A 25,673-nucleotide genomic window follows, 5' to 3' on the forward strand; every position below is an offset into this window, starting at 1 on the left:
CACCTGTAAATGCGCTCAGTAAAAAGACCATTGAACTTATGAATACTATATTTTTCATCTATTTTTCCCTTAATTAATTTTTACGCGATACAATTTAGATCGCTCCCCTACTTTGTTGCTAGCGTTACATCCAATTGCCTAGCTCTCCGTGCTTGGTTTGCCTCGGTTCAGTCAATACTAATTTGGCATAACTGCTGTGATTTCTTTTAACTGACAGGAACTTCCTTCCCTTCTTCATAGTACGCAACTGTTTTCAGTATTTCAGTATCGTAATCGTAGATTGCCTCTAAATTTTCCAGAACGTATTTGGTCTCTTTCTTAGAAGCATCAAATACTCCTAAATACTTCTTCTTCCCGTTAAAATGCAATCGACAAATGGGCTTTCTATTATTATCATCGAGCAATACCCCAAAATAAGACTGGGTATCTCGATACGCAATTCTCGAAACTGGAATTCTTTTTCGCAAGATGGCAACCAATATGCGAAACCCTTCCAACTCTTCTTCTGTAGTCACAATTTTAGACTCGCTAATTTCTTCTTTAACACTGGCTTCTTCCCTGCTATTCTCCTCGCTATTCAAAGCGTTTTGCAAACGTTCATTCACACGATCACTAATAAACTGATGCAATGATTTCGTTACCAACGAACGAAACTGTTCTAGCACCTTCTCTGTTTGCCTACCCGAATACACTCGTGAAGTAAAAAAGCGAATAAAATCATTTTCAGGATTCGCTAACTGCTGATCAAAAACTTTTCTAATCTCCTTAACATACTTTAGAGAGCTGGCATTGGTAACAATTTTATCGATGTCAAAAGTCGTTTTATGGAATTTTTGAATTTCTGCGATTACAGCGTCTTTCAAATTTGTGATGCTAAATTCGAGAAATGGCTTCTCGTCCATTTTGTTAGATGCGTCGAGATCTGTGTAAAACTTATACTCTATACCATTAGTTAAAAGGGCAAATTTTGATTTCGAGACATGAAAATATCGAAACAATTGTGAATTGTGTGTTGTCAAATCTTCTCTCCAGTGTTTGCATTCAATAATAAGTATGGGTTGCTTATCTTTAATAATGGCATAATCTACTTTCTCTCCCTTTTTTAATCCCAAATCAGCTGTATACTCTGGAATTACTTCAGTAGGATTAAAAATATCGTATCCCAAGGCATTGATAAAAGGCAGTACAAAGGCAGTCTTGGTAGCCTCTTCCGTCTCTATCTGATCTTTTAAACTTTTAATTTTACTCGCTAGTTCTTTTAGTTGGTTAGTTAATTCCACTTTTTCCTATTTTTGTTAATACAACCCCAAAACTAATAGAACTGAAAAGCAATCATTTACGGATATCCATAATTTAAAAATTAATTCGAAAGATATACTGAAGAATGATGAATAAAACCCGTGTTATTAGATGATTCAACCAGCACTTTTATCCACTCACCATGCGTAGCGAGCAATCTCAACGTAGCACCTTGGGGTACCGTTTCAGTCTTTTTGGCATCAAATGCCGGATTGAGAAAAATTCCAGCAGACAATTTTCGAACAATTAATACTTTTAGGTAATCAGGTTCCTCCAGTAGTTTGCTATCGTGAGCAGGAGCGATACTCAGTTGTGCAGAAGATGTATTATCAAGCCTGGCAGCCTTAGAACTGCGAGAATATCTCTGGGTATAGGTAGTTTGCTTGTTATTTCTATTTCGCTCACAAACCCCACAAGCTCCTCCATTGTTACAATACTTGCAATACCTACAATTTTTACAAGCCTTGCAATTTACGGCCCCAACACAGCGAGCTCTTTTTTGATCTAAACATCCATAGACTACAGGATAATCTTTTGCCTCCTCATCACTTGACAGGTGCATTGCCAGCAGCAACGGGATGACACAACATAAAAGGAAAAAATACGGGTACTTCATTGTTTTTAGACAAACTTACTTTGAAATCTGAGTAAAAAACTACGGAAATCCGTAGTACTTTGGAATAATTAAATCAATCCAAAGTCTTTAGTCACCGCAACCAACTGCGTTGGATTATTCGCATTAAAATATTCTTTTAATAATTTTAATCGTTTTTCGATAGAACTGCGACTGCTTGGCTTTACTCCCTTTTTTCTCAAGGCATCGCTAATTTCTTGTTGGTCCATACCGCCCGCCAGTCCTTTTAATAAAAACACGTCGTACTCCGTAATTTCTAAAGATTCTTTTTCTTTTAAAACCCCATTTAATTTAGGTGAAATAAAAAAATGACCGGCATACACCTCACTAATAGCCTTTCTGAGTTCTTTTTGACCATGTATAGACTTCCATACATAGGCATTAACCGATAATTGCTTGCACAAATGTCGTAATCTATAGGGTTTGTCTTCTATAGAAAACACAATAACCTTCAACGATGGTTGCAGTGCTCGCAAGGCTGCTATCAATTCTTCACCTTCACTTATTTTTTGTGGGTTTGGATTTTCAATAAACGACAAATCACTAATTAACAAATCAAAAGGCTCCTTGTCCAATAATGCTTTTTTAAATTTCAAAAAAGCTTCATCACAGTATTGAGCGTACTCAACTACTTGAATTTGCAATCCCTCCAAAGCCATTCGGATTCCACTTGACATATAATCGGTGTCTTCTGCTATCAGTACTTTACGAAACATAACTAATTATTTAAATGAAACATTGCAGTAAAACCTTTGTTTACCTCTGTATCAAATTTAATGGAACCTCCGATTGCTTTAATACGGGAATCCATATTTTCAAGACCATTTTTCAATTTTAACGCTGATCGCCCTATACCATTGTCTTTGTACCTGACCGCTAACTGCTGATTTTTTGATTCAAAAGCAAACACCACCAAACTCGCTTCACTGTGTTTTTTCATATTGACTAAAAGCTCCTGGCATATTCGGTAGAGAACAATCTGTTTTTCGGTGCTTAATTTTCCAATCCCTATCCCTGAAAGGCCCTTGTAAATCACACGGCAATCTTCGTTTGAAAAATCCTTAAACAAGTCTATTAAATAGACTTCAAATTGTTCTCCCGTCACTACCGGATTGTACTCGTGAGAAATATTTCTCGTCTGTGAATAAATATTTTCTAGGTCTCTTATTAGAATCTCTTGTGAAGCTTGACCGCTAACCACACGTGTTAAAGCTCTGTATACGTCGTTGGCCAATTCATCGTGGATTTTTTTCGCTAAGCGGGTTTCTGTCTTATATACTTCAATAATTTTCTCCTTTTTGGTTTTGGCGCGTTCATAAAAATAATAGAAACTAAAGCACAGCAGTGTAAACAGCCCGAAGAATGCCCATACTTGCTTTTCTGAATTTTCTCGCTCAATTATCAGCGCTTGCTCGGCATTCGCCGATTTCTGACGTGCTAATTTAGATTCTGACACCAATCGTTTCTTTTTTTCCCTATCCGCGTCATAGGTTTTACTCAAAACCCATGATTGCTGTTGTTTTAATCTACTGGTCATTTGCTTGCGCAACGTTTCACGCTTCTCGTACAAGGTTTTTAGTCGATATGGCGAATCTTCGGCGAGAATTAACCAATGATAAGCGTCAATTTCATACATCTCGTTATTGATTTTAGAGGCCAGGACCTCCATTTTGAGGGCGTATTTTTTAAGTTTTCTTTTGTCATTCTTCAGGTAGTAGGCACACATTTTCGCGTAGTTCGATATCAGTGCCTTATTCCTATTTTCTCTTTCAAACACCTGCGCTGCCTGCTCTAGTTCGGGAATAATATTTTTACCTGTTAATGTAAAGGTCACAAACGCCGAGTTTTGCAAAATCCTCGCTCTTAAACTGTTGGTTATTTTACGATCTTTTGATAGGTTTTTCACTAATTTAAAAATACTGTCTGCCCTCTTCAAATGATCACTATCAAATTCATTGACCGCCATGTTATTAAGGTAACGGCACTTTTTTTCCAAATCATTCGTTCCTTTAAAAGCATTAGCATACCAGTTAATAGCATCGCTTACCCTTCCTCGTTCATTCAAATTAATTGCCACGGTATTTCTTAACTGAACCACATAATTTTGAAATCCGTTATCTTCCGCAATCGCGAGTCCTTTTATGGCAAGCGTATCGCTTAATTGATAGAGTCCGAGGTCCGAATTGATCACTGCTCTATTTCGCAAAGCACGGACTTGCTTTTTGTACAACCCGTATTTTTCTGCCAGCTCAGTTGCTATTGTATAATAATGATAGGCACTGTCCTTTTTATTCAGAAGATTATTGTAAATATACCCTATCCGATAATAGTCTACTTCGGTACTACTAGGATTGAAAGGCTCTATGGTTACTAGCTTTTTTGCCAAGCGCAACGATTTCGTCAAGGCACCAGTTTTTCTATAAAACAGTACTTCGTTCTTTACGGAAGCTCTCAAGGTATCCACTACAAATTTTTGGGGGTCTAACATCGTTTGGGCACGAGTCGACAGTACCATCATCAATGTTAAACACAAAAAAAAGGAGGATGAATTTCTTTTTTCTTTCATCCTCCTAATATATTACAATTGACAAGTAATTGTACGATACTTTATTACCTATTTACCTACCTCAATCGCTTCACTATCTGGATCTTCATCCGGATCGTGATCATTATCCCCTCCGGTATTGGTTGTTGTTGGTTTTTTAGGTGTAACACCTTCCTCATCTGGATCTTCATCGGGGTCGTGATCATTATCTCCTCCCGTATCTTCACTAGTCGTTGTAGTTGACAGTCCACGACTTTCATCTGGATCTTCATCTGGGTCATGGTCGTTATCTCCTCCCGTATCTTCAGCAGTTGTTGTTGCTGATTGCCCACGACCTTCATCTGGATCTTCATCTGGGTCATGGTCATTATCTCCTCCGGTGTCTTCGGCTGTGGATTCTATGGTGTTTTCCTCTGTTTTTAAATTTTCTGACAAGTCGCTACAAGCGATAAAAGAATGATTGGCAACTACTAATATGAATATTATAAAAAAACGTTTCATAATAAAATTCTATTTAAAAATTGATACTAATTATCCTGTCCGAGTACTTTACTCAGAGACAGCTCATACCTGATTTGGCATGCAATTTTTAAAAGAGGCGCGCTTCTCTTTTTTAGGGAAGTGAGTATTTTTAACTCTAAAAAGGACTACTTCCCAGTTTCCAATTCATTGTTAAAAACACTGTAAAAAATTTAATTTGAGTAAGCTGTTATTTTTGAATACTCATTAAATTCTGAGGCAAATATTGAAAGGTTTTTCCGTTGACACCCAAGAAAATATTGGAAAATAAATGGAAAAGATTTTTTCCATTTTACGGATATCCATCACGGCATTTTCCATGCATTTTCTACTTTTGAAAACCCTAATAATCAACAACTAAAGATGAAAAAAGAAGAAATAAGGAAATTACTAGTCAAAGTGTTCAATACCCTTGAAAAAGACTCAGGTATGGAATCGATAAACAGTCGGGCAACTTATTTTAATGAGGAAGTTATGACTTCTGAAAAATACCGTGAATACAAGAACGCCAAAATGTCTTCTCGAACGCTTATTAACTACTATAATAAGTACGTAAAAGACAAGAATAACAATGCTGGAATTCCTAGTAATGAGCTTCTCGAAATTATGAAAGATTATTCCGGGTATGTTCCAACCCGTACGAATAAACCCCTCGTGATTTCCGCATTAGGGGTAGCAGTAGCAGGAATTATCGTCCTAATATTGGAATTCTACCCGTTCAGTTCGCCCTGCGTAGTTTGGGATACGGATCGGTTCGTATATGTGAATTGCTCCCATGAAGGAGCCTTAAATATCGAAGTTAATCACATAATAGTTGATAATTTTAGAAAGGTTACGCTGACTCCCGATTCCGAATTTTTTATACAGGGTAAAGCACAATACTGGTATGGTAAAAACGCTTCCGGTGAAATTGAGTTTTTTACTGAAATGGGCGTACATCCTGAGACTCTAAAAAAGTTGAAGCCTATTACCAAATATGTAATAAATGAACAAAAACTCTTTAAATGGGATTAAATCACCTCCCTAATGACATGGAGGTGATTTTCAAAACTAAAACAAAAATTATGATAAGCTGAAAGGTCAGCTAAATAGATTTTGCTTGTTCTTTTTCTCTTCTATTCACGGTAACCTTTCCCCTGAGTCAAAAATCATATTCTTTTTCGGATGTTGAGAACGACAATTGCTAAAATGGAGTTTTGAATTGCTGAATCCCGGTTAAAATTTCTAAGCAACTCTTGTTTCCGCTAAGTTAATTTTTAACAATGTAAACCAAAACTGTTAGGATTCTCAATTCCGTACTACCATACTAGTTTTTTTACCTACCTTAGTATTCGAATAAGATAAATATCATGAATGACTTTTTGATCGGCATTGGAAAAAGAATCAAAGAAATTCGAAAAAAACAACAAATAACGATAAGTAAACTCGCCAGTGACGCCGGTGTAAGTAATGGGTTAATTTCCCGTATTGAAAACGGTAGAACCATTCCTTCTCTCCCCGTATTTTTAGAGCTTATTTCCGCTTTAGAAATCGATGCAAGTACTTTTTTTGAAGGCGTAGAAAAAAAGACAGGTAGCAAGTACCTATTGATTCGCCGTGAAGAGCAACAGGTTCTAGAAAAAGAAATGGAAGCCAAGGGCTTTACCTATTACCAAATTTTTGGAAAGAGTTTAAATGCAGTTGGGTTTGAGGCCGTGCTCTTAAACGTAGCCCCCAATTCCAAACGAGAAAAAGTTATTACAGACGCCTGGGAGTTTAAATACGTACTAAAAGGGAGCTGTACCTATATTATAGAGGACACCCGTGTTGAAGTTAACGAAGGGGATTCTTTGTATTTTAACGGCCGTCTGCCTCACGTACCTGTCAATCAAGGATCCAAAGACTGCCTGATGCTCGTGTTGTATTTTTACGCTGATACCAATGCATAAAAAAAGCTACCCGAAGGTAGCTCCATTGAAATTATAGTCCTGGCCAAGTACTTCCATTCACAGGTAATGGATACCCGCTTACCGCCTTGTCAGTAATTTTATTGTATTTGATATAGGTTTTATCATTTAAGAAGAAATAACAATACGTAGTATTCCAATCCACAGCTGCTGAAATTTTCTGAGCATAAGCTCCTAAACCAGGCCAAGAACTGTTTGTAATGGGTTTGGGATACCCCGTATCTACGCGATCACTACTAATGCTATAGCGTAGGTAGCTCCCGTCATTTAAAAAGAAATAGGCTTTCGAGTTATTCCAATTAATCGCTGCAATTATTTTGTCTTTATAAGCTGCTAAACCGGGCCAATTACCATTCGTAATTGCTACAGGATAACCTGAATCTACCTTGTCAGCATTCATATCGTAACGCAAGTACCTCCCGTCATTTAAAAAGAAATATGCCTTGTGATTATGCCATTTAAACGCTGCAGATAGGTTGTTTGCATAAGCTCCTAAGCCCGGCCAAGCACTGTTGTTCGTCGGCTTCGGGTATCCGCTATCCGCTTTGTCAGCTAATTTGTTATAACGAACATAAGACGCGTCGTCTTTAAAAAAGTACGCCCTGTTATTTAGGGTGTCATTCCAATCTAAACAAGCTATGATATTGGCATTATTAGTGCTCACTGAGGCAGTTTGTCCGTTGTAAACAACAGTGTAGTTGTTAACTCCTTTCGGTTGTGTAGTATCGGTATACTCTTGGGCTGAGGCAGCCGTAGTAGCTAAGAACTGTCCATTTCTATAAATACTAACACTTCCTCCTCCATTGGCATTCCAGTACAGGGTATTTGCATTCTTCATCATCAATGCCAACACTCCTGCATTTCCCACCAAAGAACTCGATGTTAATTGCCAATCTTTACGGATAGGAACACCTAAATACGTGAGTGCTGTAGGTATCAATGCCGTTTGTGGAATAGCCCCGTAAACACCGCCGAATCCTTGGTTTGGAACAGTATTTACGAAAGTTGTAAAGGCTGCGTTACCCGCCTGATTCATACCGATAAAAATGACTTTCTCCGAGGTGGTTTGACTTCCGTGATTGTAGCCACTCGACTCTCTTCCGTGATCTGTCGTAACCAATACCAACCAATCTTCATTTTTGGTATTCATACGCTGTTCCACAGCGGTCATAATAGTACCAAAACGACTATCAGCCCTGCGGATAGCTGCATCATAGCTGGCACCAAAACCACTGGAATGTCCAACGACATCTACCTCGTCTAAGTGAACAAAGAGAAAGTCAGGATTGTGATTGGTCAATTCACTGACGGCACGTTGTACGGCAGTATCGTCATTTCCACCTTTGTACGGATAGTCGATATCAGACAAATCAATTCTTAAAAAGTCATGAATTGGCGCCCAAGTGGCAACACTTGCTGTTTCGAGATTTCGATTGTGCTGTTTGATGTATTTGAACACACTAGGTACTTTAGACGTATGAGAGGTACTGTTATCAGGCACTCCGTGCTGATCTATCCACACACCTGTTAGAATGGTTGTCCACCCAGGACCACTCTTTGTTTTTTGTTCCGAACGCGTTCCGGAAATACCTCCAGAAAAGCCTTTTTTAATGTTTAGCTTGTCCAAATTTGGCGTTGCTGTACCATTGATTTTTTCAAACTGCAGTCCGTCTATACCTACCAATAACACTTTCTTTTTTTTATCTGATTTCCCCGCTGTTTTACGCTGAGATTTCGGATTAGTATCGTCGGAGTCAAAATCGTTTTGACAACTTAGAAGCGCCATTAAAAAGAGGCATACGAACATGGGAATAAAGGGTCGTTTTTTCATAATATAATTTACTATAAGTTAATTTATTAATCAAAAATATACTAATAGTAAAAACAAATAGCACTAAATCACATTGTTAAAACAAGCTTAAACTCCCTAACATTAAATAGATACTACGGACACCTATTTTTTACAATTAATTAAAAAACAACAAATTGCTCCTTACACAAGCAACCAAAATAGCTTATTAAACTCTCCTATTCCTTGCTTAGAAGTGACTATAAACAGTTATACATTGGCTTATTGAACTATTCTTTAACAAAAGTGTCTTAGCGACGAGAGATTGGATGATACACAAAGGATTCTTTTCAAAATTGTGCGGACAATCTCAACACTTCTCCTGCCAATTCGTTGGTTGTTACAATTGGCAGCTCATGAAATTTCCGGAGTGCATTGGGAAGTTTAAAGAATACATCGGTTCCGAGCAGTGACAATTTAGACAGGCTATTCAAGCAACGCTGCACTGCAAGGTCCCGATGTGGATTTTCAATGAAGAATTTGGAGCTTAAGAAGCAAAAAGCGCTGGTAAATCGATTAGTGAATCAATGATAAAATCAGGAGCTACACTTTCCAATTGGGCTGTTGTTTGGGCGCCCGAAAGCACACCGACAGTCACGCCACAGCGTGCGTTTTTACCTTCTTCAATATCAATAGCCGAATCTCCCGCCTTTAACACTTGTGCTGGGTCTTCTACTAGCAAGGTCTTCATGGCAAGTTCTATCATCTCCGGATGAGGACGGCTTTGAACTACATCGCTGGCAGTCACCAACAAATCGTATTCACGTCCTTGCTCCCATTGTAACTTCTGAAGTAACGATTGAGCGATACTCCCACTGTATCCAGTATTCAGTACCACTTTAATTCCAGCGGCTCTCAGTTTTGGCAATAGTAGATCAACTCCCGTAACAGGCTCCACAGCCAAGGAATTATAGGCCTTGGTTAGGGCACTTTTAAAATATTCAAAAATTACCGCAGCACGGTCTATTTTATCAGGAGCTACTTGTTCCAAGACATCTTTGATGGCTTGCAACTTTTCTTTTCCAGCACCCAGCCTTAACACGGTTGCTAATGCGACATCGATTCCGTGTGCTTCAATTGCCTTGTGCAAGGTTTTATATACTACGTTTTGTTCATTTACTGTTGTTCCCGCCATATCGAAAACAACCATTTTAATAGGTCCTAACATGTGTTAAATTAAATAATTCAGATATATTTTTTTGTGCAAATCCGGCACTTCCTGTCATGCCTTTCCCTCCAATACCGGTTACAATATGTATGTTGTCGTCCACATTGTACTGAAACACATCTTGTGTTTTGCATTGGCTGTAAAACCCTGCCCAACGCTGCTCAATAGCATAGGTAGGTAAATCGAAGATCTTTTTAGCTTCCGCAATCATAAAAGCATCTATTTCTTCCTTTAAATCATAGCCTAACTCGGCACTGTGCTCAGCGCTAGCATACTCGTGTGAATCACCGATAATAACAGATCCGTCTACGGCCTGCTTAAAGAGTATATGAACACCAAATTCACGCTCAAAAGTATCCGTAGGTTCGTTTTGCTTGATTGCCTCCCAAGACGGACACTCTTCAAACGCTTCATATCGGCGAATCGTTAACCCCGTTAGGATAGATCCTTTCAATTCGTAATTAGCCTGAGGCTTGGTTTTCATCATCTGTAATTTAGATACGATTAAGTCACTTTCACGGTACAGTTTTGGAAAGAGTAATTGAAAATCACTACCGTTACAGATAATTACCTTTGCTGCCTTAAAAACAGCTCCTGTCGCTGTCGTAACCACCGTTGATGCTCCCGAACTCTGTACGTCGAGCACCGCCGTATTAAAAAACAGGTCAGCTTGCATTTGAGTTCGCATGTATTCGTGTAAGCGATGAATCATTACAGTAGGTTCAACCGTTACCTCTTGCGGAAAAAACAGTCCTCCTTTTACATACGAAGACTTGAGTCCTGGATATTTCTCCAAGCAGCTCGCTTTTGTCAATAGCTCTGATTCGTAATCATTTGAGCGATTTATTTGATAAAGTTCTTCTAACAAGGTCAGTTCTTCCTCATCAGAGGCCAGGTATACGGTACCATTTTGCCGAATTGATATGTCAAATTCAGCTTGGATGTTTTTGTAAAGTGCCAAACTCTCTCTTCCAAAGTTTTGCCATTTCTGATTCATTCCTGAAGGAACTACCTGTCCAAAATTTCGGACGGTAGCACTTTGAGGTCTGGCATCTTTCTCGATCAAAGCAACTTTTAAGCCGCGTTGCAATGCGTGATAGGCATGAAAAGTACCTAGTACGCCTCCTCCTACTACCAATAAATCATAATTATTGTTCATAAATCAATTGTTTTATATTTTCTGTTTTTTTCTTCTTTCTTCTAAAGGAATACATACAATACACGGTGATTCCGAGACCTGCAAAACCGAGTACGTACAGCGCTTCAACGAAAAAACGCAACCAAGTCAACTCTGCTCTTCCAAAATTTTTGTAAAATAAAATGGCGATGCTTCCCAAGTAACCAAAGGCATCTGCGATATAAATAAGAAACCCTACATTCCCTTTAATTTTAAACGTTGCAATCATTCTGTCAAAAAAGATTCCGTTAAACGGTACGTAAGCGGCGTACAAGCCCAGACCAGAAATAATCATCCAAACCACCGGACTCAGCCAGCCCAACTGAAATAAATAAGTAGAGACTACAATGGCTGCACAGCCCACTAACAGTACAAAATGATAATACATAAAGGCTTGATAGTTTTTCACGACAGTTCCGATATAACCAAAAATAGCCAGGACAACCAAGGCAATCGGAATTTCTGAAATACTGTAAATCGTAGCCTCCTGATAGCCTAAACTATCCCACAATTCGCGGGCAAAATTGTCTCTAAAATCTCGTACTGCCGTCAGTAAGGTATAAAAGCACACAATTAAGATTAGCGGTCCTGCAAATCGTTCAAATAATGAACTACGCTCTTTAGCTGTCATCGGTAAACGAAGTGTTTTTTGATAGGTGTCTTCCGCATCCGGAGCTGGTAGTTTTTCGAGCAACCACGCACAACCGACCAGCGGTAAAATAAAGAGGGCTCCCGTAGTTACAGGCATCCAAAATTCTGACACTCCTAGATGATCCATGGTCCATTTCCCTACCGACTTCACGATGCCCGATGAAATGATAAAGCTTGAGGATAAAATGACTCCCAGTAACTCAGAGGCACGTCGTCCTTCTAAATACGAAAACACGATTCCCCATATCATTCCTAATGGCAAACCGTTTAAAAAGAGGCAGAATATATTGTAAGGAGCCGGAATGACAGCAAATCCTAATAAGGCTGCCTCAGCAAATCCGATAAAACCAACAAGATACCACAAACGCCTGTGTGAAGGCATTTCTGATATGATCTTGATTCCTGCAAATTTTGACAAGGTATATCCCAAAATCTGCGCGATAATCAGCCAAATCTTATAATCTACTCCCCAAAAGTCTAAATCGCTATACGAGGCCACTGCAAAGGGTTTCCTGAATGCGTACATGCAAAAATAGGTCCCAAAAGAGGCCAACGAGGCTCGAAGTATAAATCGTAAATTCATATAATTTTTTAGTGAATTAAGCCCTCTATTGCAGAGGGCTCAACTCGATTAAACAGCATTGAATAGTCAATGAAAAATCTAGTTTATGGAGAACTTAACTCCAATATTTCCTTTAATACCGTAGTACTCTACTTGTTTTGGTCGATCTTGTGTTTTACCGTAATGGTAAATCAATGGATTGTTGAGTATATTATTGATATCTGTATACAAGGTCCAATTTTTTCCTATCTGATACGAAGCGGAAAAGTCGAGAGTATTGTATTTTCCATAATACACATCATCAATATCGCGCTCTCCAAAACCTATGGCATAACTTCCTTTATGATTGAAAGCAATACGAGCATTGATTCCTTCCTTCTCAAAAAATAGCTGCGCATTGAAAAGCGTTCCTGCCTGATACGGTGTCGATACTTTACGCCCACTAGGTTTTGTCATCTCAGAATCCATAAAAGTTGCATTTAATTGGGTACCGAAGTACTGCCAAAACCCTGGTAAAAAGTCAAATCGTTTGTTTACACCCAATTCAATTCCTCCAATCCACGCGTCAGCGCCATTCACTGGAGTACTGAACTCAACACCAGCAATACCATTGTAGGTTCCTTGATAGGTATCGTTAAATACAGGGTCGGTAATTGACTTGTAAAAAACACCCGCATTAACTACACCAACATTCTCAAAATAGTATTCTCCTAAGAGATCGAAATTCCAAGAAAAGGTAGGGTTTAAATTTGGATTACCACCTTTGAATTCATTGTCAAAAGAGATAAAAGTTCCCGACGGCGAGATATCACCAAAATTTGGTCTTGAGAAACTTCTGGTAGCCGCGAAGCGAAGGTTCATGTCTTTTACCGGCGAGTACTTGACGTGCAACATGGGTAAAACTGCCCAGTACGATTTGGTGTTTGCCACATTTTTTAATACGTTATTTTCAACTACATAGCCAGCGACTTTCGTTTCCGTTTTAGTAGTTCTTATCCCTGATAACACCGTCCATTGTGGTGAAGCGACCAAGGTACCCATTGCGTAAAAAGACAAATGGGTTTCATCGACATTAAAATTTCTCCCCAAACCACTATTAAATTGCAATGCAGAAGAGTCACCTGGCAATACCGATAAGTTCCCTTGATTATTTTTCCAAAATTCCTTCATTCCATCAGTTGAAAGTACCGGACCAAATGAGTTTTGGATATTCGATCCCATTTCTTGTAAAAAGTCTGCGCGACCAGGCTGTTCCATAAGTTGAGAACCATAAGCTGCCAAAGTAGGTGCGGCGGTTGCCCCTGACCATCCGTAATACAAATCTTCAAAAGTAGCTCTCCTATCTTTATCTCTAAACTTAGTCCCTACTTTTAGTTTAAAAGCATCGTTTACTCGGTATTCGTAATTTAGGGCAGCGACAATATTATCGCGTTCTTTAATTGATATTTTGTACAACTCAAGATCTGCAAAGGTCATATTAGCCGCCGACATTTTGAACGATGGATTGCTGAAAAATCCAAACAAAGCATCCGTATTACTGTAATCTAACAAACCTCCGTCAGCCTTCCAATAAGCTCTATCATCACCAGCTCCACCCGCCGATTTTGGTCTGTTATCTAAATAGTTTGGATTAATCCCCACGTTGTTTTGGTTGAACTTGAGTACGTAGTAACTCTTATTGTTAGCATCGGGGATATCACCATAGCGAAACTCGTTGTGGTAAGTAGCCATGCTCCAATCAATTTGGCCATGCTTCATTTTATGCACCCCTCCTAACTCACCTCCGATCATCTCAGTGATTAACTCGTTATAAATATTCTGAAGCTCTACACGTGCTGTATTGGTGGCACTGCTGAACTTATCAAAACGAACGCGGTGCTTGTAATGTGTTTCTGTATCAGATAGGGTTCCGTACACTCCTCGAAAATACATTTTGTGTTCCGTTGTAAAATTATACTCCATCGCTGCATTCAATCCAGTAGTGATACGCACTCCGTTATAATCTCTGAGCTCCATTCTAAAAACTCCTTCATCTCCTTTTCTTCTGGCTTCAAAATTGTCGGTTCCCCAATTTCTGTTCCAGTACGAACCGTTGAGGATAAAACCAAATTTACCATCTGCACTTTTATCTCCGTAGGTAAGCGAGGCATTATACACGGGTTTTCCTGATTTATCATTATATCCGCCACCTATATTTACGTTGAACAGTTGCTTGGTAGGTGACGTTTGCGTGATAAAATTCACCCCTCCACCAATACCGTCTGCCTCCATGTCAGGAGTATACGCTTTTGCTGCTTGTACATAGGAAATCAGTTCTGAAGGAAAAAAATCAAAGGCCGTAGCACGTGAGGTAGTTTCCTCTTCAGCGGTTGGAATACGGTTTCCGTTGATGGTCGTTGATGACCAAAATGGCGGCAATCCACGTACCGAAACAAATCGTCCTTCTCCCTGATCTCTTTCAATAGACACCCCTTGAATTCTCTGAACGGTTTCTGCAGCATTTCTGTCTGGTAATTTCCCAATTCCATCCGCCGCAATAACGTTTAATATACTCATAGATTTCTTTTGAATACTCAGCGCTCTCGCCTCGCTGTTTTTACGAGAACTGGACACTAAGACCTCATCTAACTTTTGTGAAGCTTGTTCTAAAAGTAACAACCCTAAGTTATTTTTTCCTTCCTTAACAATCACCTCTACTGTCTTGGTTTTAAAACCGATGTAAGATATTTGTACGCTTATTTTACCTTTGGTCACATTCGTAATTGTGAAGTTTCCGTCGAAATCAGTGGTTGTACCTAATGTTGAATTCGTAATCATTACGGTTGCTTCTGGTAACGGAAAGCTTCCGTCGCTAACCACTCCTGAAATGGAGGACTGTCCATAAAAACACCAACACAAAAGATTGGTTAGTAGTAGCAGTAAAAGTTTTTTGGTAGTCATTTTGTTTCTTTTTTACAATAGTTAAAATTCTCTTCACAAATCAATACATTTTTTACTATTTGTAAATATTTTTCAAGTTAAGAAAACTTTTAGACTAAGCTACTTTTTTGTAACCTGAATGTTAACAAGATGAATTTGACGTAAACAAACCCCAAAAACACGCTATTAAACACCAAACAGCATGAGATTCCCTATTTTCATACCATTAGCCATCTTGTGCTTTAGCAGACCTACAAAGTATAAAGCCGATTATTTGTTTACTAATAGTAAAAAAACCTATTCCTATCCCGTGGGAATAGTTGTGAAAATAAAGTCGCGTTTTTCTTTCTTATTTAGACTTATTAAATTTAATTTTGTAGAGTCGTTATACCAAACAATGCAAAACAACAACCCTACCCTTCAATCGCTGTTTGACGAAGCAAGTTCTTCTTTAAACTGTGGCTTAGTATCAAAAAAGCACGCCTTAAAATCGGCTTTAGGCACTGGCTATTTAGTCAGTCATTCTTTTGATGGTCTGCACTTAGAATATTTTCAAGGAAGTTTTAATGAAAACACCCGAGTGGCCAAGAGCAGTAATATCAATGCACTGGAAATATCCTTTTTGGTTCAGGGCGAAAAAATTGTGCAGTGTACCAAAAAAGAGATGGTACAATCGGAACAAGAAGGAATTTTGTACTTCTCAAATAACTTAAAAGGAACCATACAGTATTACAAGGACCTGCCCTATCGAGAATTAACAGTGCGTTTCTATTACGAGTTTATTAAGAAGCATCAACTTATTACGCTATTTCCGAAATTGAAAAAGTACACAGCTGCCAATGATAATTGCATTAACTTCAGTACCTCTTTCTGCCCGAGAACACAGGAAATACTGACAGATTTATTTACCAATGAATACGAAGGACTCTTAAAACGCCTGTTTTTAGAATCGCGTGTTTTGGAATTGGTCAGCTTACAATTGCAGCAAAATCCGAACAAACAGGCTCCGCAATCGTTAGTAAAAAAGATGTATACCGTAAAAAACCTCATCGCCAAAAGTTTGGGAGAACAGTTATCCGTAAAAGAACTGTCAAAGCGGGTCTTATTGAATGATACCGTGTTGAAAAAGGAATTTAAACGTGTATTTGAAGTTACCATTTCGGAATACTCCCAAAACTTGCGTATGGAAAAGGCCAAAGAATTACTATTGCATACCACCAAACCCATATATGAGGTATCTGATTTGGTTGGCTATAAAAATCCAACCCATTTTTCGGCCGCCTTTAAGCGTTTTGAACATTTGACTCCAAAACAGTTTAGAAGTACCTATTGCAAGGTATAAGCTGGCAGCTTCCCCCAAGGGTTGCCTAGTGTTCCAATACTTCTCCTTAACAATGATTTCTATAGACGCCTCGCTCTATAGCACTTTTCTGCTATGGCATACAGTTAGCAAAAATTAGTATGGAAACCGCAAATTCCTTATCTTTTCACCTTGAAAATTGCTTAACTCATCATGACATGAAAAAATATTATACACTCGCGATAACCTTCGTATTCCTATTTGGAATTGGCTACCTGTTTCTATTTGACAGTAAGATCAATTCAAGTCTTTATAACGCATTCATTTGTACTGCGGCTGCGCATTTAGGAACTCTGATAAAAAAGTACTACCAAGGTAGGTATCAAGAAAATTAGGCCCTGCTATTTTTTTTTCAAAGAAATTTTTAGTTGAGTCATAAGTGTATATTAGTGCTTTTATAAATTCGTATAACACAATCATATTCTCTTGTCCTCTATCCGAAGCAATTGACTCCTATAACTTGTGACAGCGCAATCCCCTTAAAAGCGTTTATTTTTGATTTAATTCTCAGATCTGAATACATCTCGTTTCTCTGCAACGAAACCCAGTCTGGTGTTTTTTATAAATCGCCATGCTCTTCAATGTAAGTTAATCCTAGTGCGTAAAATGGAACTATTACCTTTTCGAACTTGTTTTTGCTTGCCTCATTTAAACTCCCAGAGAGTATAGAAAAGATCGAGTTTACATAGGCGAACATGAGTACTTTTAATGTATCGGATCTTTCCTTATGAATCTTATTTATTATAAAATTTATGAATTTGGCCCTGCTAGTTTTGAATGCTTTAAGGTATTTGTCATGTCCAAGTAAATCCTGATAGCATTCTGATGATATTCTCAAGGAGTTTATATAATATAACTTGATTAATACCTCCCACTTTTCTTTTTTGGAACACGTCACTTCAAAAGCAGCTATTGAATCAAAATATAAACCATCAAAAAAATTATGAATGCAAACAAGGATCAATTGATCCTTGCTTGTAAATTCATTATAAATTGTTTTTTTGGACATGCGGGCTATTCTCGAGAGATCTTCCATTCGAACCCTAACTATACCTTTAGCCAAAAACTCTTTTGTAGCGATTGGAATTAATCGGATTTGATTCGGACTAAACTCATCGCTCTTTACGTGTTTAAGAACTTCTGTTTTAGTTATCATTTAACTCAGGAATAACAATTTGACCAGTATTATATAGGTACAATATTTCCGAATTTTCATACGTCGCAAAGGCGCTTATCAATTCCATATGAGACCGTATATGTATACGCTGAGCATCTAAGAGTTCGGTGAGGCCAGCTAGTCCACTCTCATATCTATCCCTAGTAGATTTAAGATTCACCTTAGCGAGCTTCAATGTCTCCTTAGCAATCATTATTCTTTTACGACTGTCTGTAAGCTCGTACCAGCTATTCATAATACCTATTTTTAACTGATCGCTAACTTTTCCCAACGTATTGGTAGCAATTTCTTCATTGAGCTCTCGTTGTTTAGTTTTGTGCTTTTCAGATCCCCACCAAGCAGAAATCGGAATCTTTACTGTTGCAAATGCAAAAGGGACAAAATTGCTTTTTATAGTTCCGTCAAAACTTCCATACTGTAAAGCATTCACCCCTAGAGCTATGGTTGGTAACTGATTGGATTTTTCCATTCGTGTTAATAATTTGGAAGCATCAACAGATTTTTGCAACAGTTGATAATTCCTATTTTTAGCTAATGCAGAATGGGGCCTGGGAAACTCAAACTTCGGAACTTTTGTCAAATCAAATGTATCGTTAGCCACCATTGTAGAATCATAACTTATCCCTGTATACAGGGCAAAATCTAGTAGGGCAACTTTTCGTAAATTACGTAACCTACTCTTTTGTAATTTTAATTGACTCGACTCTACCTTTACGGTAAACAATTCATTTTTGGCTATTAAACCAGAGCTAAGCATATCCTCCTGCTGTTTTAGCAAACCGTTGAGATACTTTTCATTAGCCTCCAGAACTTTGTGCTGCTCTTGAATTTGAATTAATTGCCAAAACTTTTGTGTTGTTATTAGCACTACAGAGTCTTTAGCTTGTCGGTATCTAATTTTGCTTACCTCGAGTTGAATATCCGCTAACAATTTACCTGTCTTTCGTTTTCCACCTGTATACAATGCTTCCGTAAGTGAAACTCCTGCAGTATATAAATTATCAACACGCAAGTTGCCTGTAAAGCTACTCGGAATGAGTTCATCAAAGCCAAACACACCTGTTCCTGTAGCTTCAATTTTGGGTAAATACGATGCCAAAAGCTCCTTCTTAGCACTTAAGGCTTGTTTTTCACGAAGTTTACCATTTTTAATATCATAACTGTATTGAAGTGCAGCAATTTTACTCGCTTCTAAATTTATTTTGGTTTCTTGTCCTTGCAGTTTATACCCGCCAGTTATCACAAGCAGTATAAACAAATATCTATTTACATTAATTTGCATGGTGTTCATATTTTTTGATTCTCATAGGTCACACTCGAAGTATTGTCTTCTTTTCTAAAAAACAACCAATAGAGTACGGGGAGTACGTATAAGGTTAATATCATAGACATCATTAAGCCAAATGCAATTACAGTTCCTAAAGGCCCCCAAAGACTGGACCTACTAAGTATCATCGGAATGACTCCGACTGCTGCAGCCGAGGAAGTTAAAAATATAGGACGCATTCTTCTTTCTGCCGCCAGAATAGCGGCCTCTTTGTAACTTAAATTTTGTTCGACTCGTATTTCGTTAGCAAAATCAATGAGGATAATTCCATTTCTTACAACAATGCCGCAAAGTGCTAATATTCCCAAAAAAGATGTGAAACCAAATGGATAATCTAATAACCACAGTCCAAGAGAGGCTCCGAAAATACTCAAAGGCATTGTTGAAAAGCTTAAAAGAGCTGGTTTAAATTCTTTGAAATGCCATAGTAAAATCAGGAATATACTTATGATACTGGTAAATAATGATAATCCCATAGGAATCAAATTTTCTCCCTGTAGTTCAAATTCCCCTCCATAACCAATTTGTAACGACTCTGGAATTTCTAAGGTCTCGATTTTTGTCTTTAACTTTCCAAGTACATTGTTTGCAATGGCTCCTTTTTCAATATCCACGAGTACTGTTAAACACCGAACACCATTACGTCTTACAATTTGTCCCTCATTCCATGCTTGCTTTATGTCCACTAATTGTCTTAAAGGGATTGCCCTACCTTGAATAGGTGACAACAGCATTAACTCATTTAAATCAGAAATACTCGCAGTTTTTGTACTTGGAGTTTTAATTTTAATGTTTATCGGATAGTCACCGTCCCATAATTGCGTAGTATTAATACCTTCCATATTCATAGCAATCATATTGGAAATATCGGAACGACTTAATCCTAACCTCGCAGCAACCTCAGCTCTAATATCTAACTGAATAGTACTCTGCATATCATTGTAGTCGGTGCGACACCATGTAGCCTCTGGAGTCGTTCTTGCAAGGTCAATAATTTCCGCTCCTAATTTTTTTAATTTGGCGATATCCGAACCAAAAATTCGAACTTCCACAGGTGCTGGTTTTGCAACCATATCCAGTTGCTTAATTCTTACATAGGCATTAGGGTCTATATCGGTATATTTTTTATCATACTCCTGTAAAATTTCCTCTGTCGCTTTATCTGAACTCGTATTTACAAGAATTTGAGCATAATTTGTAGCTGGCAAATTCGGAGCATAAACTGTATGAAACCTCGGTGAACTTTCACCGATAAAACTGGTGTAATTAACAATACGATTATCTTTTTTTAACAGCTCCTCCACACGCTTAACCACAGCCTCCGTCTTGTTTAGGTTGCTCCCCTGTGCCAATGATATTTCTATGGCAAACTGATTGCGATCTACTTTTGGAAATAGCTCTTGTGGTACATAAACTCCCATTATAATGACTCCTAATACCACAGAGATCAATCCTGAAACTATAGTAATTTTGTAGTGTTTAACTGCTATGTTGACCGTACGGTTAAAAAAGTCCTGAATGCTATCTAAAAATGTTTTCTTCGTATTTTGATGTTCTGTGCTATGTATTCCCTTCTTTATGAAAACAGTATTGATATAAGGTATTATTAGTACTGAAATAATGAGAGATAAAAACAGCGCAATAGTAATGGTCCATGGAAAGGCACTAATAAAATCGGACGACATGCCTCGAAGGAAGAAAATTAACGGTATAAAGGTTGCTGATATAGCTAGTGTTGCGGTAAACACTGAAGGAAAGAGCTCTATCGCACTATTTTTAGCCGCTTCCCAAACCGTTTGACCGTGATCGAGCTTTTCCACATGATTGTCAATAACCACAATGGGATCGTCAACAACAATACCTAAAACTACGATTAACGCCGCCAGAGTAACAGTATTCAACTCCAAACCAAACATGTACATCAGTGCTAATGTTGAAAGCATGGTAATAGGAATAGTAGCACCAGCAACCGACGCAATTCTGAAAGGGAGTAATAACACGGTTACCAAAATTACACCTATTAAAGCATAGCCAAATTCTTTGAGAAAATGTCCTATGGAATGAGCTACAACTTTCGGTTGGTCCGCGAGTTTTGTTAGTCTAATATCGGCAGGTAATTCCGCTGCTATTTTCTGTAAATAGCTATCTATCGTTGCTCCAAATTGTACTATATTATTACCTGCCATCATTTCCATGGTAATAATCATACATTTTGATCCATTGGTTGTTATGAATGAGTTAGGTGTTGCGTACTCACGTTTTATGCTAGCAATATCTTTAAGATATACAGCTTGACCCTTTGCCCCCACTTTTATGATTTGTTTGGCAAGATCACTCTCATTTGTAAAGTATGAACTAAGATGAATGGGTCTATCAATAATCTTACCGTCTAACGTTCCGGAAAATCCTGTAGCGCCGTGCTGTTGTAGGCTTTGCATGATCATGGCAGGAGAAATACCATACTGAATAAGTTTATTGTTGTCTACATAAATGCCTATTTGTTCAGCCAAACCTCCTGCATGACTTATTTTTGCCATTTCTGGTATCGTACGTAGTTTATCTTCTATATCTTTTACATGTTCCTCTAAATCTTTATAGGACCTACTATCTGACTCAACGGTAAGAATCATCGCCGCCGTATTACCAAAATCACTATTGACAATAAACCCCTGCACCTCTTTTGGCAAATTCATCTGCTGAAAAATAGGGAGTTCATTCTTAAATTTACTCCAGAATTGTTTCGTTGCATTCAATCCGATGTGTTCCGAAATCTCTACAAACAGAAACATTACACCGTCCCTTGAATAGGAGTATGTTTTTGATTTGTCAATTTCGTTATAGTTAAAAAGAAACTCTTCAACTTTAGATGTTAATTGCGTTTCTACCTGTTCGGAGTTAGCTCCCGGGTAAAACCCAACAACTACACCTTGCCTAATGGTAAACTCAGGGAATTCATTACGAGGCATATTAAAGAACCCTAAGATTCCGATGAGTACAAGTATAAAAACTAAGGCCAATGGAAATGCCTTGTTTTTCATTGCCCATTCTATTACTGAATTATTGGTTTTCATTAATCTATAATTTGTATAGGTGTCTGATTTGTTAATTTGTGATAACCCGAAGTAATTAGTTGGTCTCCTGCATTCAGACCCGAAAGAACTTCAATTCCATGGTCAGAAAGCCTCCCTACTTGAACTTGAATTTTCATAGCTCTAGTTCTTGCTTTATTGGAAACATATACGAACGTGCGGCCCTTTTCATCAGGAATAACAGTTTCTACCGGAATGATGAAGTTCTTAGTTTCACTAGCTTTACTTCCTTGTAAGGAAACCCTACATATCATACCGGGTTTTATCGCTAGAGCTTCATTGTCTATCTTTACTTTTACCTTGTACGCTGGCATACCAGTATTTGATTGTACCGAAATTTCATCAATGTTCCCCAAAAATTGTCTATTCGCTAATGCTTTTATAGAAACGAATGCCGAATCTCCTATTTTATAATTATTTACCTCAACATCTGGTAATGGCGTCACAGCCTTCACTTTGTCTATTTTTAATAAACTGACTACAGGTACTCCAGGGCTTGCCAAATCGCCAGCTTCAAGCATTTTTTTTCCAATATATCCACTTATCGGGGCATATATCTTTGTATGCTTTAGATTCTGGTAGATGGCTGCTGCGGCAGCTTTTGCTTGGTCGTATCGCGAACGGGCTTCAATCAACCGAATTTCTGCAATACTTCCTTTATCATATACTGCTTTAATACGTTGGTAATTCTCCTTGGCCAAAACAGCTTGCGCCTTTTGTACCTCATATTGTCGTAAGTACACCGTCTGATCTATTTCGGCTATAAGCGCTCCTTTTTTCACATAGGTACCCATATCGTATTTGATACTTTTCAATGTACCACTCACCTGAAAACTTAAATTGATACTTTTCTCCGGTGTAATAACACCACTATAGCTAATTTGGTCTGCTACAGAAGATCGTCGTTTTAGCGAAGTTGTTTTAACTTTTATTGGTTTTACCTCCTTGGTCTGCGCCTTATTCACACAACTAATAGCTGTGAACAGAGATAAGCCTACAATAAAAAAGCTACTTTTAATTGATTTACATTTACACATAATACATTTTTTGTGTTTTTGTCGATATTTATCTAAAAAAATATTCTAGTTATTCTTACAATAGGTTTACACTACTATTAAAAAATTCTACTAGAATCTATCCATCACTAAAAAGAGTAATCCTCGACTTAAACCACTATTTCCAGTAACAATAATTTTTGATTACCGCATACTTTATTTCTTTAGTTAGAAACTGCTACTACCCTGAAACATCAGCAATGCTATGTTCCAAATTGGCCTCTATATCACTTCCAAAATTTAAACACAATACATTTTTTGTGTTTTTGTCGATAATTGACTCAAAAAAAATAACTGAGAAGTTATCTTTTATGAAAATGAGTACGCAACCTATCTAAGCCCCTTAACCATTAGATTTATAAGCCAATCTAATCGTTTATCTAAATTTGATATATTGCCAAAAAAAAGCATTTCTCTACTTATACTACTCATTCCAGTCACAATTGTTAATGATAGTAATTTCATATCATTCGCATCAATTGGAGCTATCTCCTCCTTGTCAATTGCCCATTCTAGCATTTTCTTTGTGTGCTTAGTTTCCAGATCTAGTAAATGACGGTCTACTTTTAACATCAACGCTTGGTCATTTCTGATGTCTTCGTAGAGGTGAATGTACTCCTTAGAGACCAATATCATTTCCTTGATTTTTGACCTGTGAAAGCTCGTTAAATTTTCGGACAAGGACTGATTAGCTCCGATAAATTCTAGACTCACTTCTAATACTCTTAGTGATTCTTGAATGGCTACTTGTTCGAAAACTTCTTGTTTATTTTTGAAATAATGGTACAGTGTACTTCTTCCTTTCTGAGCAACTTTTGAAATATCACTCATCGTCACCTTTTTATATCCGTATTTTTTGAATACAGATTTAGACGACTCTATGATGTGCTGAATTATTTCTTCTTCCTTCAATATTAAAAACATTTTCGACAAAAATACAAAAAATGTCTAAACATAAAAATACTATCTCTTTTTTGTTTAAAATAGTTGAATTGACAGCAAGTAACGTATTCATTTTCGCATCCATAACAGCTCGAATATAAGAATTAACTCAAGCTAACTCGTTACATACGTAAAACTCTATCCCTAACTTGTATTTTTCTATTTATTTATCAAGACTATAGAGTCCTCTTTAAATGTATCAGCAATTCGACAGTGTGCTGCTTTTACTTTGAATACCACGAGTCAACCTATGACTTCTAGGACTCCAGAAGCTGAATCAGTTAAGTTCTCTTTTCTATAGTTGTCCCTAACTGTTCTCTGGTTATTTCAATAAGCTCTTGTCGAATACCGTGTAAACAAGCCTCACTATTTAGAGTTACTTTTATGAAATGCTGCTATTGAAAGTACGGTAAGGCTGCATAAAGAAAGGAATGCAGCTCACTATCTTGTGAAGATTGAGGGGGGCCGCTAAAAAAAGTTCAAGTTTGTTTTTACACCCCATCAAATCCAGTAATGAAGGGTGGATTTGATGGCGTATAAAAACGCAACAGATTTAAAGAGTTCAGCTTCAGCTGAAGTCATTTAAAACTAGTAACGTAAGGCTCTTATTGCAGCGTATAGCCTTTTATCCCCATGCGACGTTGCTGGGCGTTGATAATGAGTTCCATTCTACGCAAATCGGCCTGTTCCATTTGCATGCAGCTATCCACCCAGATATTGGTAATGTCTAACAGTTCACTCTTCTGCAAAGGAAATACGCGTTTAATACTTTTGTAATGTGCCGATTGAAAGTTGAAGTTACTGCGGTTTTCTTCGATGTATTGTACTACTGAAGACAAGGTGTTTTCCGAAGCAATCACCCGATCAATTAAGCCTTTTTTACCGAGTTCTTCAGCCCCATACACACTTCCGCTGTACAGAATTTCCATCGCTGCATTGATGTTTAATTTACGGCATAGAAAACTGTAGGCCCCCATACCGGGAAACAGATTAAACTTATTTTCAGGCAGGCAAAACTGTGCTTGTGCATCTGCGATGATAACATCGTGAGCCATAACACACTCAAAACCTCCACCATAGGCCTTTCCTTCAACAGTTGCGATGGTAATTGCCGGCAGGTCAAATGAACAGTACATATTGTAAATCGCATCGATACACAAATGAGCATACTCTTCTAACTTTGCCCTATCTCTGTTTAAGATACTGCCATAAAAATAGGGTAAATCTCCTCCTAGATTATAAATTCCATCACAGTCCGAACCGGAAACAATGTATTTTAATGGGTAATTTTCATCTGCGAACATCACTTTTAAGTCTTCCGAAAAACGTTTGAATTCTCGCAATTTATCAATGGAGAAATTCGGAATTCCTTCTGACTTTATTTTCCAGAGCACCAATTCGTGCTCTGGAAAATAGTTCACATCAAAATTTTTATACGGTTTTAGCATTTTATT

General features: G+C 37.8%; 20 protein-coding genes. 4 read left to right on the forward strand and 16 right to left on the reverse strand.

Translation table 11 applies throughout. The features are described from left to right. Nucleotides 1-206: 206 nt before the first annotated feature. From ACXAG7_RS01445 to ACXAG7_RS01465, 5 genes are all read right to left on the reverse strand, one after another. Nucleotides 207-1,280, reverse strand: a complete 1,074-nt coding sequence (locus ACXAG7_RS01445) for a type I restriction endonuclease (protein WP_476665709.1) — start codon at nucleotides 1,278-1,280, stop codon at nucleotides 207-209. Between the two features lie 80 nt (nucleotides 1,281-1,360). Then, nucleotides 1,361-1,915 (reverse strand): hypothetical protein, encoded by a 555-nt coding sequence (locus ACXAG7_RS01450; protein ID WP_476665710.1) that lies wholly within the window; start codon nucleotides 1,913-1,915, stop codon nucleotides 1,361-1,363. 68 nt (nucleotides 1,916-1,983) lie between these two features. After that, nucleotides 1,984-2,649, reverse strand: a complete 666-nt coding sequence (locus ACXAG7_RS01455) for a DNA-binding response regulator (RefSeq protein ID WP_476665711.1) — start codon at nucleotides 2,647-2,649, stop codon at nucleotides 1,984-1,986. A 2-nt stretch (nucleotides 2,650-2,651) separates the two neighbouring features. Then, a complete protein-coding gene (locus ACXAG7_RS01460) occupies nucleotides 2,652-4,499 on the reverse strand; it encodes a sensor histidine kinase (RefSeq protein WP_408043750.1) in 1,848 nt (615 codons plus the stop codon). A gap of 48 nt (nucleotides 4,500-4,547) precedes the next feature. After that, a complete protein-coding gene (locus ACXAG7_RS01465) occupies nucleotides 4,548-4,979 on the reverse strand; it encodes a hypothetical protein (protein ID WP_408043751.1) in 432 nt (143 codons plus the stop codon). 381 nt (nucleotides 4,980-5,360) lie between these two features. Between ACXAG7_RS01465 and ACXAG7_RS01470 the strand changes: the two genes are divergently transcribed. Beyond that, complete coding sequence (locus ACXAG7_RS01470) at nucleotides 5,361-6,011, forward strand: hypothetical protein (protein ID WP_476665712.1); 651 nt, start codon at nucleotides 5,361-5,363, stop codon at nucleotides 6,009-6,011. Between the two features lie 335 nt (nucleotides 6,012-6,346). Next, nucleotides 6,347-6,925, forward strand: a complete 579-nt coding sequence (locus ACXAG7_RS01475; RefSeq protein WP_408043753.1) for a helix-turn-helix domain-containing protein — start codon at nucleotides 6,347-6,349, stop codon at nucleotides 6,923-6,925. A 31-nt stretch (nucleotides 6,926-6,956) separates the two neighbouring features. On the opposite strand, the gene ACXAG7_RS01480 is transcribed toward ACXAG7_RS01475, so the two are convergent. From ACXAG7_RS01480 to ACXAG7_RS01500, 5 genes are all read right to left on the reverse strand, one after another. After that, nucleotides 6,957-8,774, reverse strand: a complete 1,818-nt coding sequence (locus tag ACXAG7_RS01480; RefSeq protein ID WP_476665713.1) for a hemopexin repeat-containing protein — start codon at nucleotides 8,772-8,774, stop codon at nucleotides 6,957-6,959. 505 nt (nucleotides 8,775-9,279) lie between these two features. Next, nucleotides 9,280-9,960 (reverse strand): phosphonatase-like hydrolase, encoded by a 681-nt coding sequence (locus ACXAG7_RS01485; RefSeq protein WP_408043755.1) that lies wholly within the window; start codon nucleotides 9,958-9,960, stop codon nucleotides 9,280-9,282. Beyond that, nucleotides 9,944-11,119 (reverse strand): TIGR03364 family FAD-dependent oxidoreductase, encoded by a 1,176-nt coding sequence (locus tag ACXAG7_RS01490; protein WP_476665714.1) that lies wholly within the window; start codon nucleotides 11,117-11,119, stop codon nucleotides 9,944-9,946. The genes ACXAG7_RS01485 and ACXAG7_RS01490 overlap by 17 nt, the downstream gene beginning before the upstream one ends. Continuing rightward, nucleotides 11,109-12,371: a DUF5690 family protein gene (locus ACXAG7_RS01495; RefSeq protein WP_476665715.1), complete on the reverse strand. Its 1,263-nt coding sequence runs from the start codon at nucleotides 12,369-12,371 to the stop codon at nucleotides 11,109-11,111. Before ACXAG7_RS01495 ends, ACXAG7_RS01490 begins: the two co-directional genes overlap by 11 nt. A 78-nt stretch (nucleotides 12,372-12,449) precedes the next feature. After that, nucleotides 12,450-15,290: a TonB-dependent receptor gene (locus ACXAG7_RS01500; protein WP_476665716.1), complete on the reverse strand. Its 2,841-nt coding sequence runs from the start codon at nucleotides 15,288-15,290 to the stop codon at nucleotides 12,450-12,452. A 181-nt stretch (nucleotides 15,291-15,471) separates the two neighbouring features. Between ACXAG7_RS01500 and ACXAG7_RS01505 the strand changes: the two genes are divergently transcribed. Together ACXAG7_RS01505 and ACXAG7_RS01510 are read left to right on the forward strand one after the other, a co-directional pair. Continuing rightward, entirely contained in the window at nucleotides 15,472-16,611 is a 1,140-nt protein-coding gene (locus ACXAG7_RS01505; RefSeq protein ID WP_476665717.1) for a helix-turn-helix domain-containing protein, read from the forward strand. Between the two features lie 176 nt (nucleotides 16,612-16,787). Further along, entirely contained in the window at nucleotides 16,788-16,964 is a 177-nt protein-coding gene (locus ACXAG7_RS01510; protein WP_476665718.1) for a hypothetical protein, read from the forward strand. A gap of 224 nt (nucleotides 16,965-17,188) precedes the next feature. On the opposite strand, the gene ACXAG7_RS01515 is transcribed toward ACXAG7_RS01510, so the two are convergent. The 6 genes from ACXAG7_RS01515 to ACXAG7_RS01540 form a co-directional block, all read right to left on the reverse strand. Beyond that, a complete protein-coding gene (locus ACXAG7_RS01515; protein WP_476665719.1) occupies nucleotides 17,189-17,785 on the reverse strand; it encodes a TetR/AcrR family transcriptional regulator in 597 nt (198 codons plus the stop codon). After that, a complete protein-coding gene (locus tag ACXAG7_RS01520; protein WP_476665720.1) occupies nucleotides 17,775-19,088 on the reverse strand; it encodes a TolC family protein in 1,314 nt (437 codons plus the stop codon). Before ACXAG7_RS01520 ends, ACXAG7_RS01515 begins: the two co-directional genes overlap by 11 nt. A gap of 5 nt (nucleotides 19,089-19,093) precedes the next feature. Continuing rightward, nucleotides 19,094-22,204 carry an efflux RND transporter permease subunit gene (locus tag ACXAG7_RS01525; protein WP_476665721.1) on the reverse strand — a complete coding sequence of 1,037 codons (3,111 nt, stop codon included), beginning with the start codon at nucleotides 22,202-22,204 and terminating at the stop codon, nucleotides 19,094-19,096. Next, entirely contained in the window at nucleotides 22,204-23,259 is a 1,056-nt protein-coding gene (locus ACXAG7_RS01530; protein WP_476665722.1) for an efflux RND transporter periplasmic adaptor subunit, read from the reverse strand. The genes ACXAG7_RS01525 and ACXAG7_RS01530 overlap by 1 nt, the downstream gene beginning before the upstream one ends. A gap of 348 nt (nucleotides 23,260-23,607) precedes the next feature. After that, a complete protein-coding gene (locus ACXAG7_RS01535; RefSeq protein ID WP_476665723.1) occupies nucleotides 23,608-24,189 on the reverse strand; it encodes a TetR/AcrR family transcriptional regulator in 582 nt (193 codons plus the stop codon). Between the two features lie 635 nt (nucleotides 24,190-24,824). Continuing rightward, complete coding sequence (locus ACXAG7_RS01540; protein ID WP_476665724.1) at nucleotides 24,825-25,667, reverse strand: crotonase/enoyl-CoA hydratase family protein; 843 nt, start codon at nucleotides 25,665-25,667, stop codon at nucleotides 24,825-24,827. Nucleotides 25,668-25,673 lie beyond the last annotated feature (6 nt).

Source organism: Tenacibaculum sp. AWR4_210, assembly GCF_056160945.1.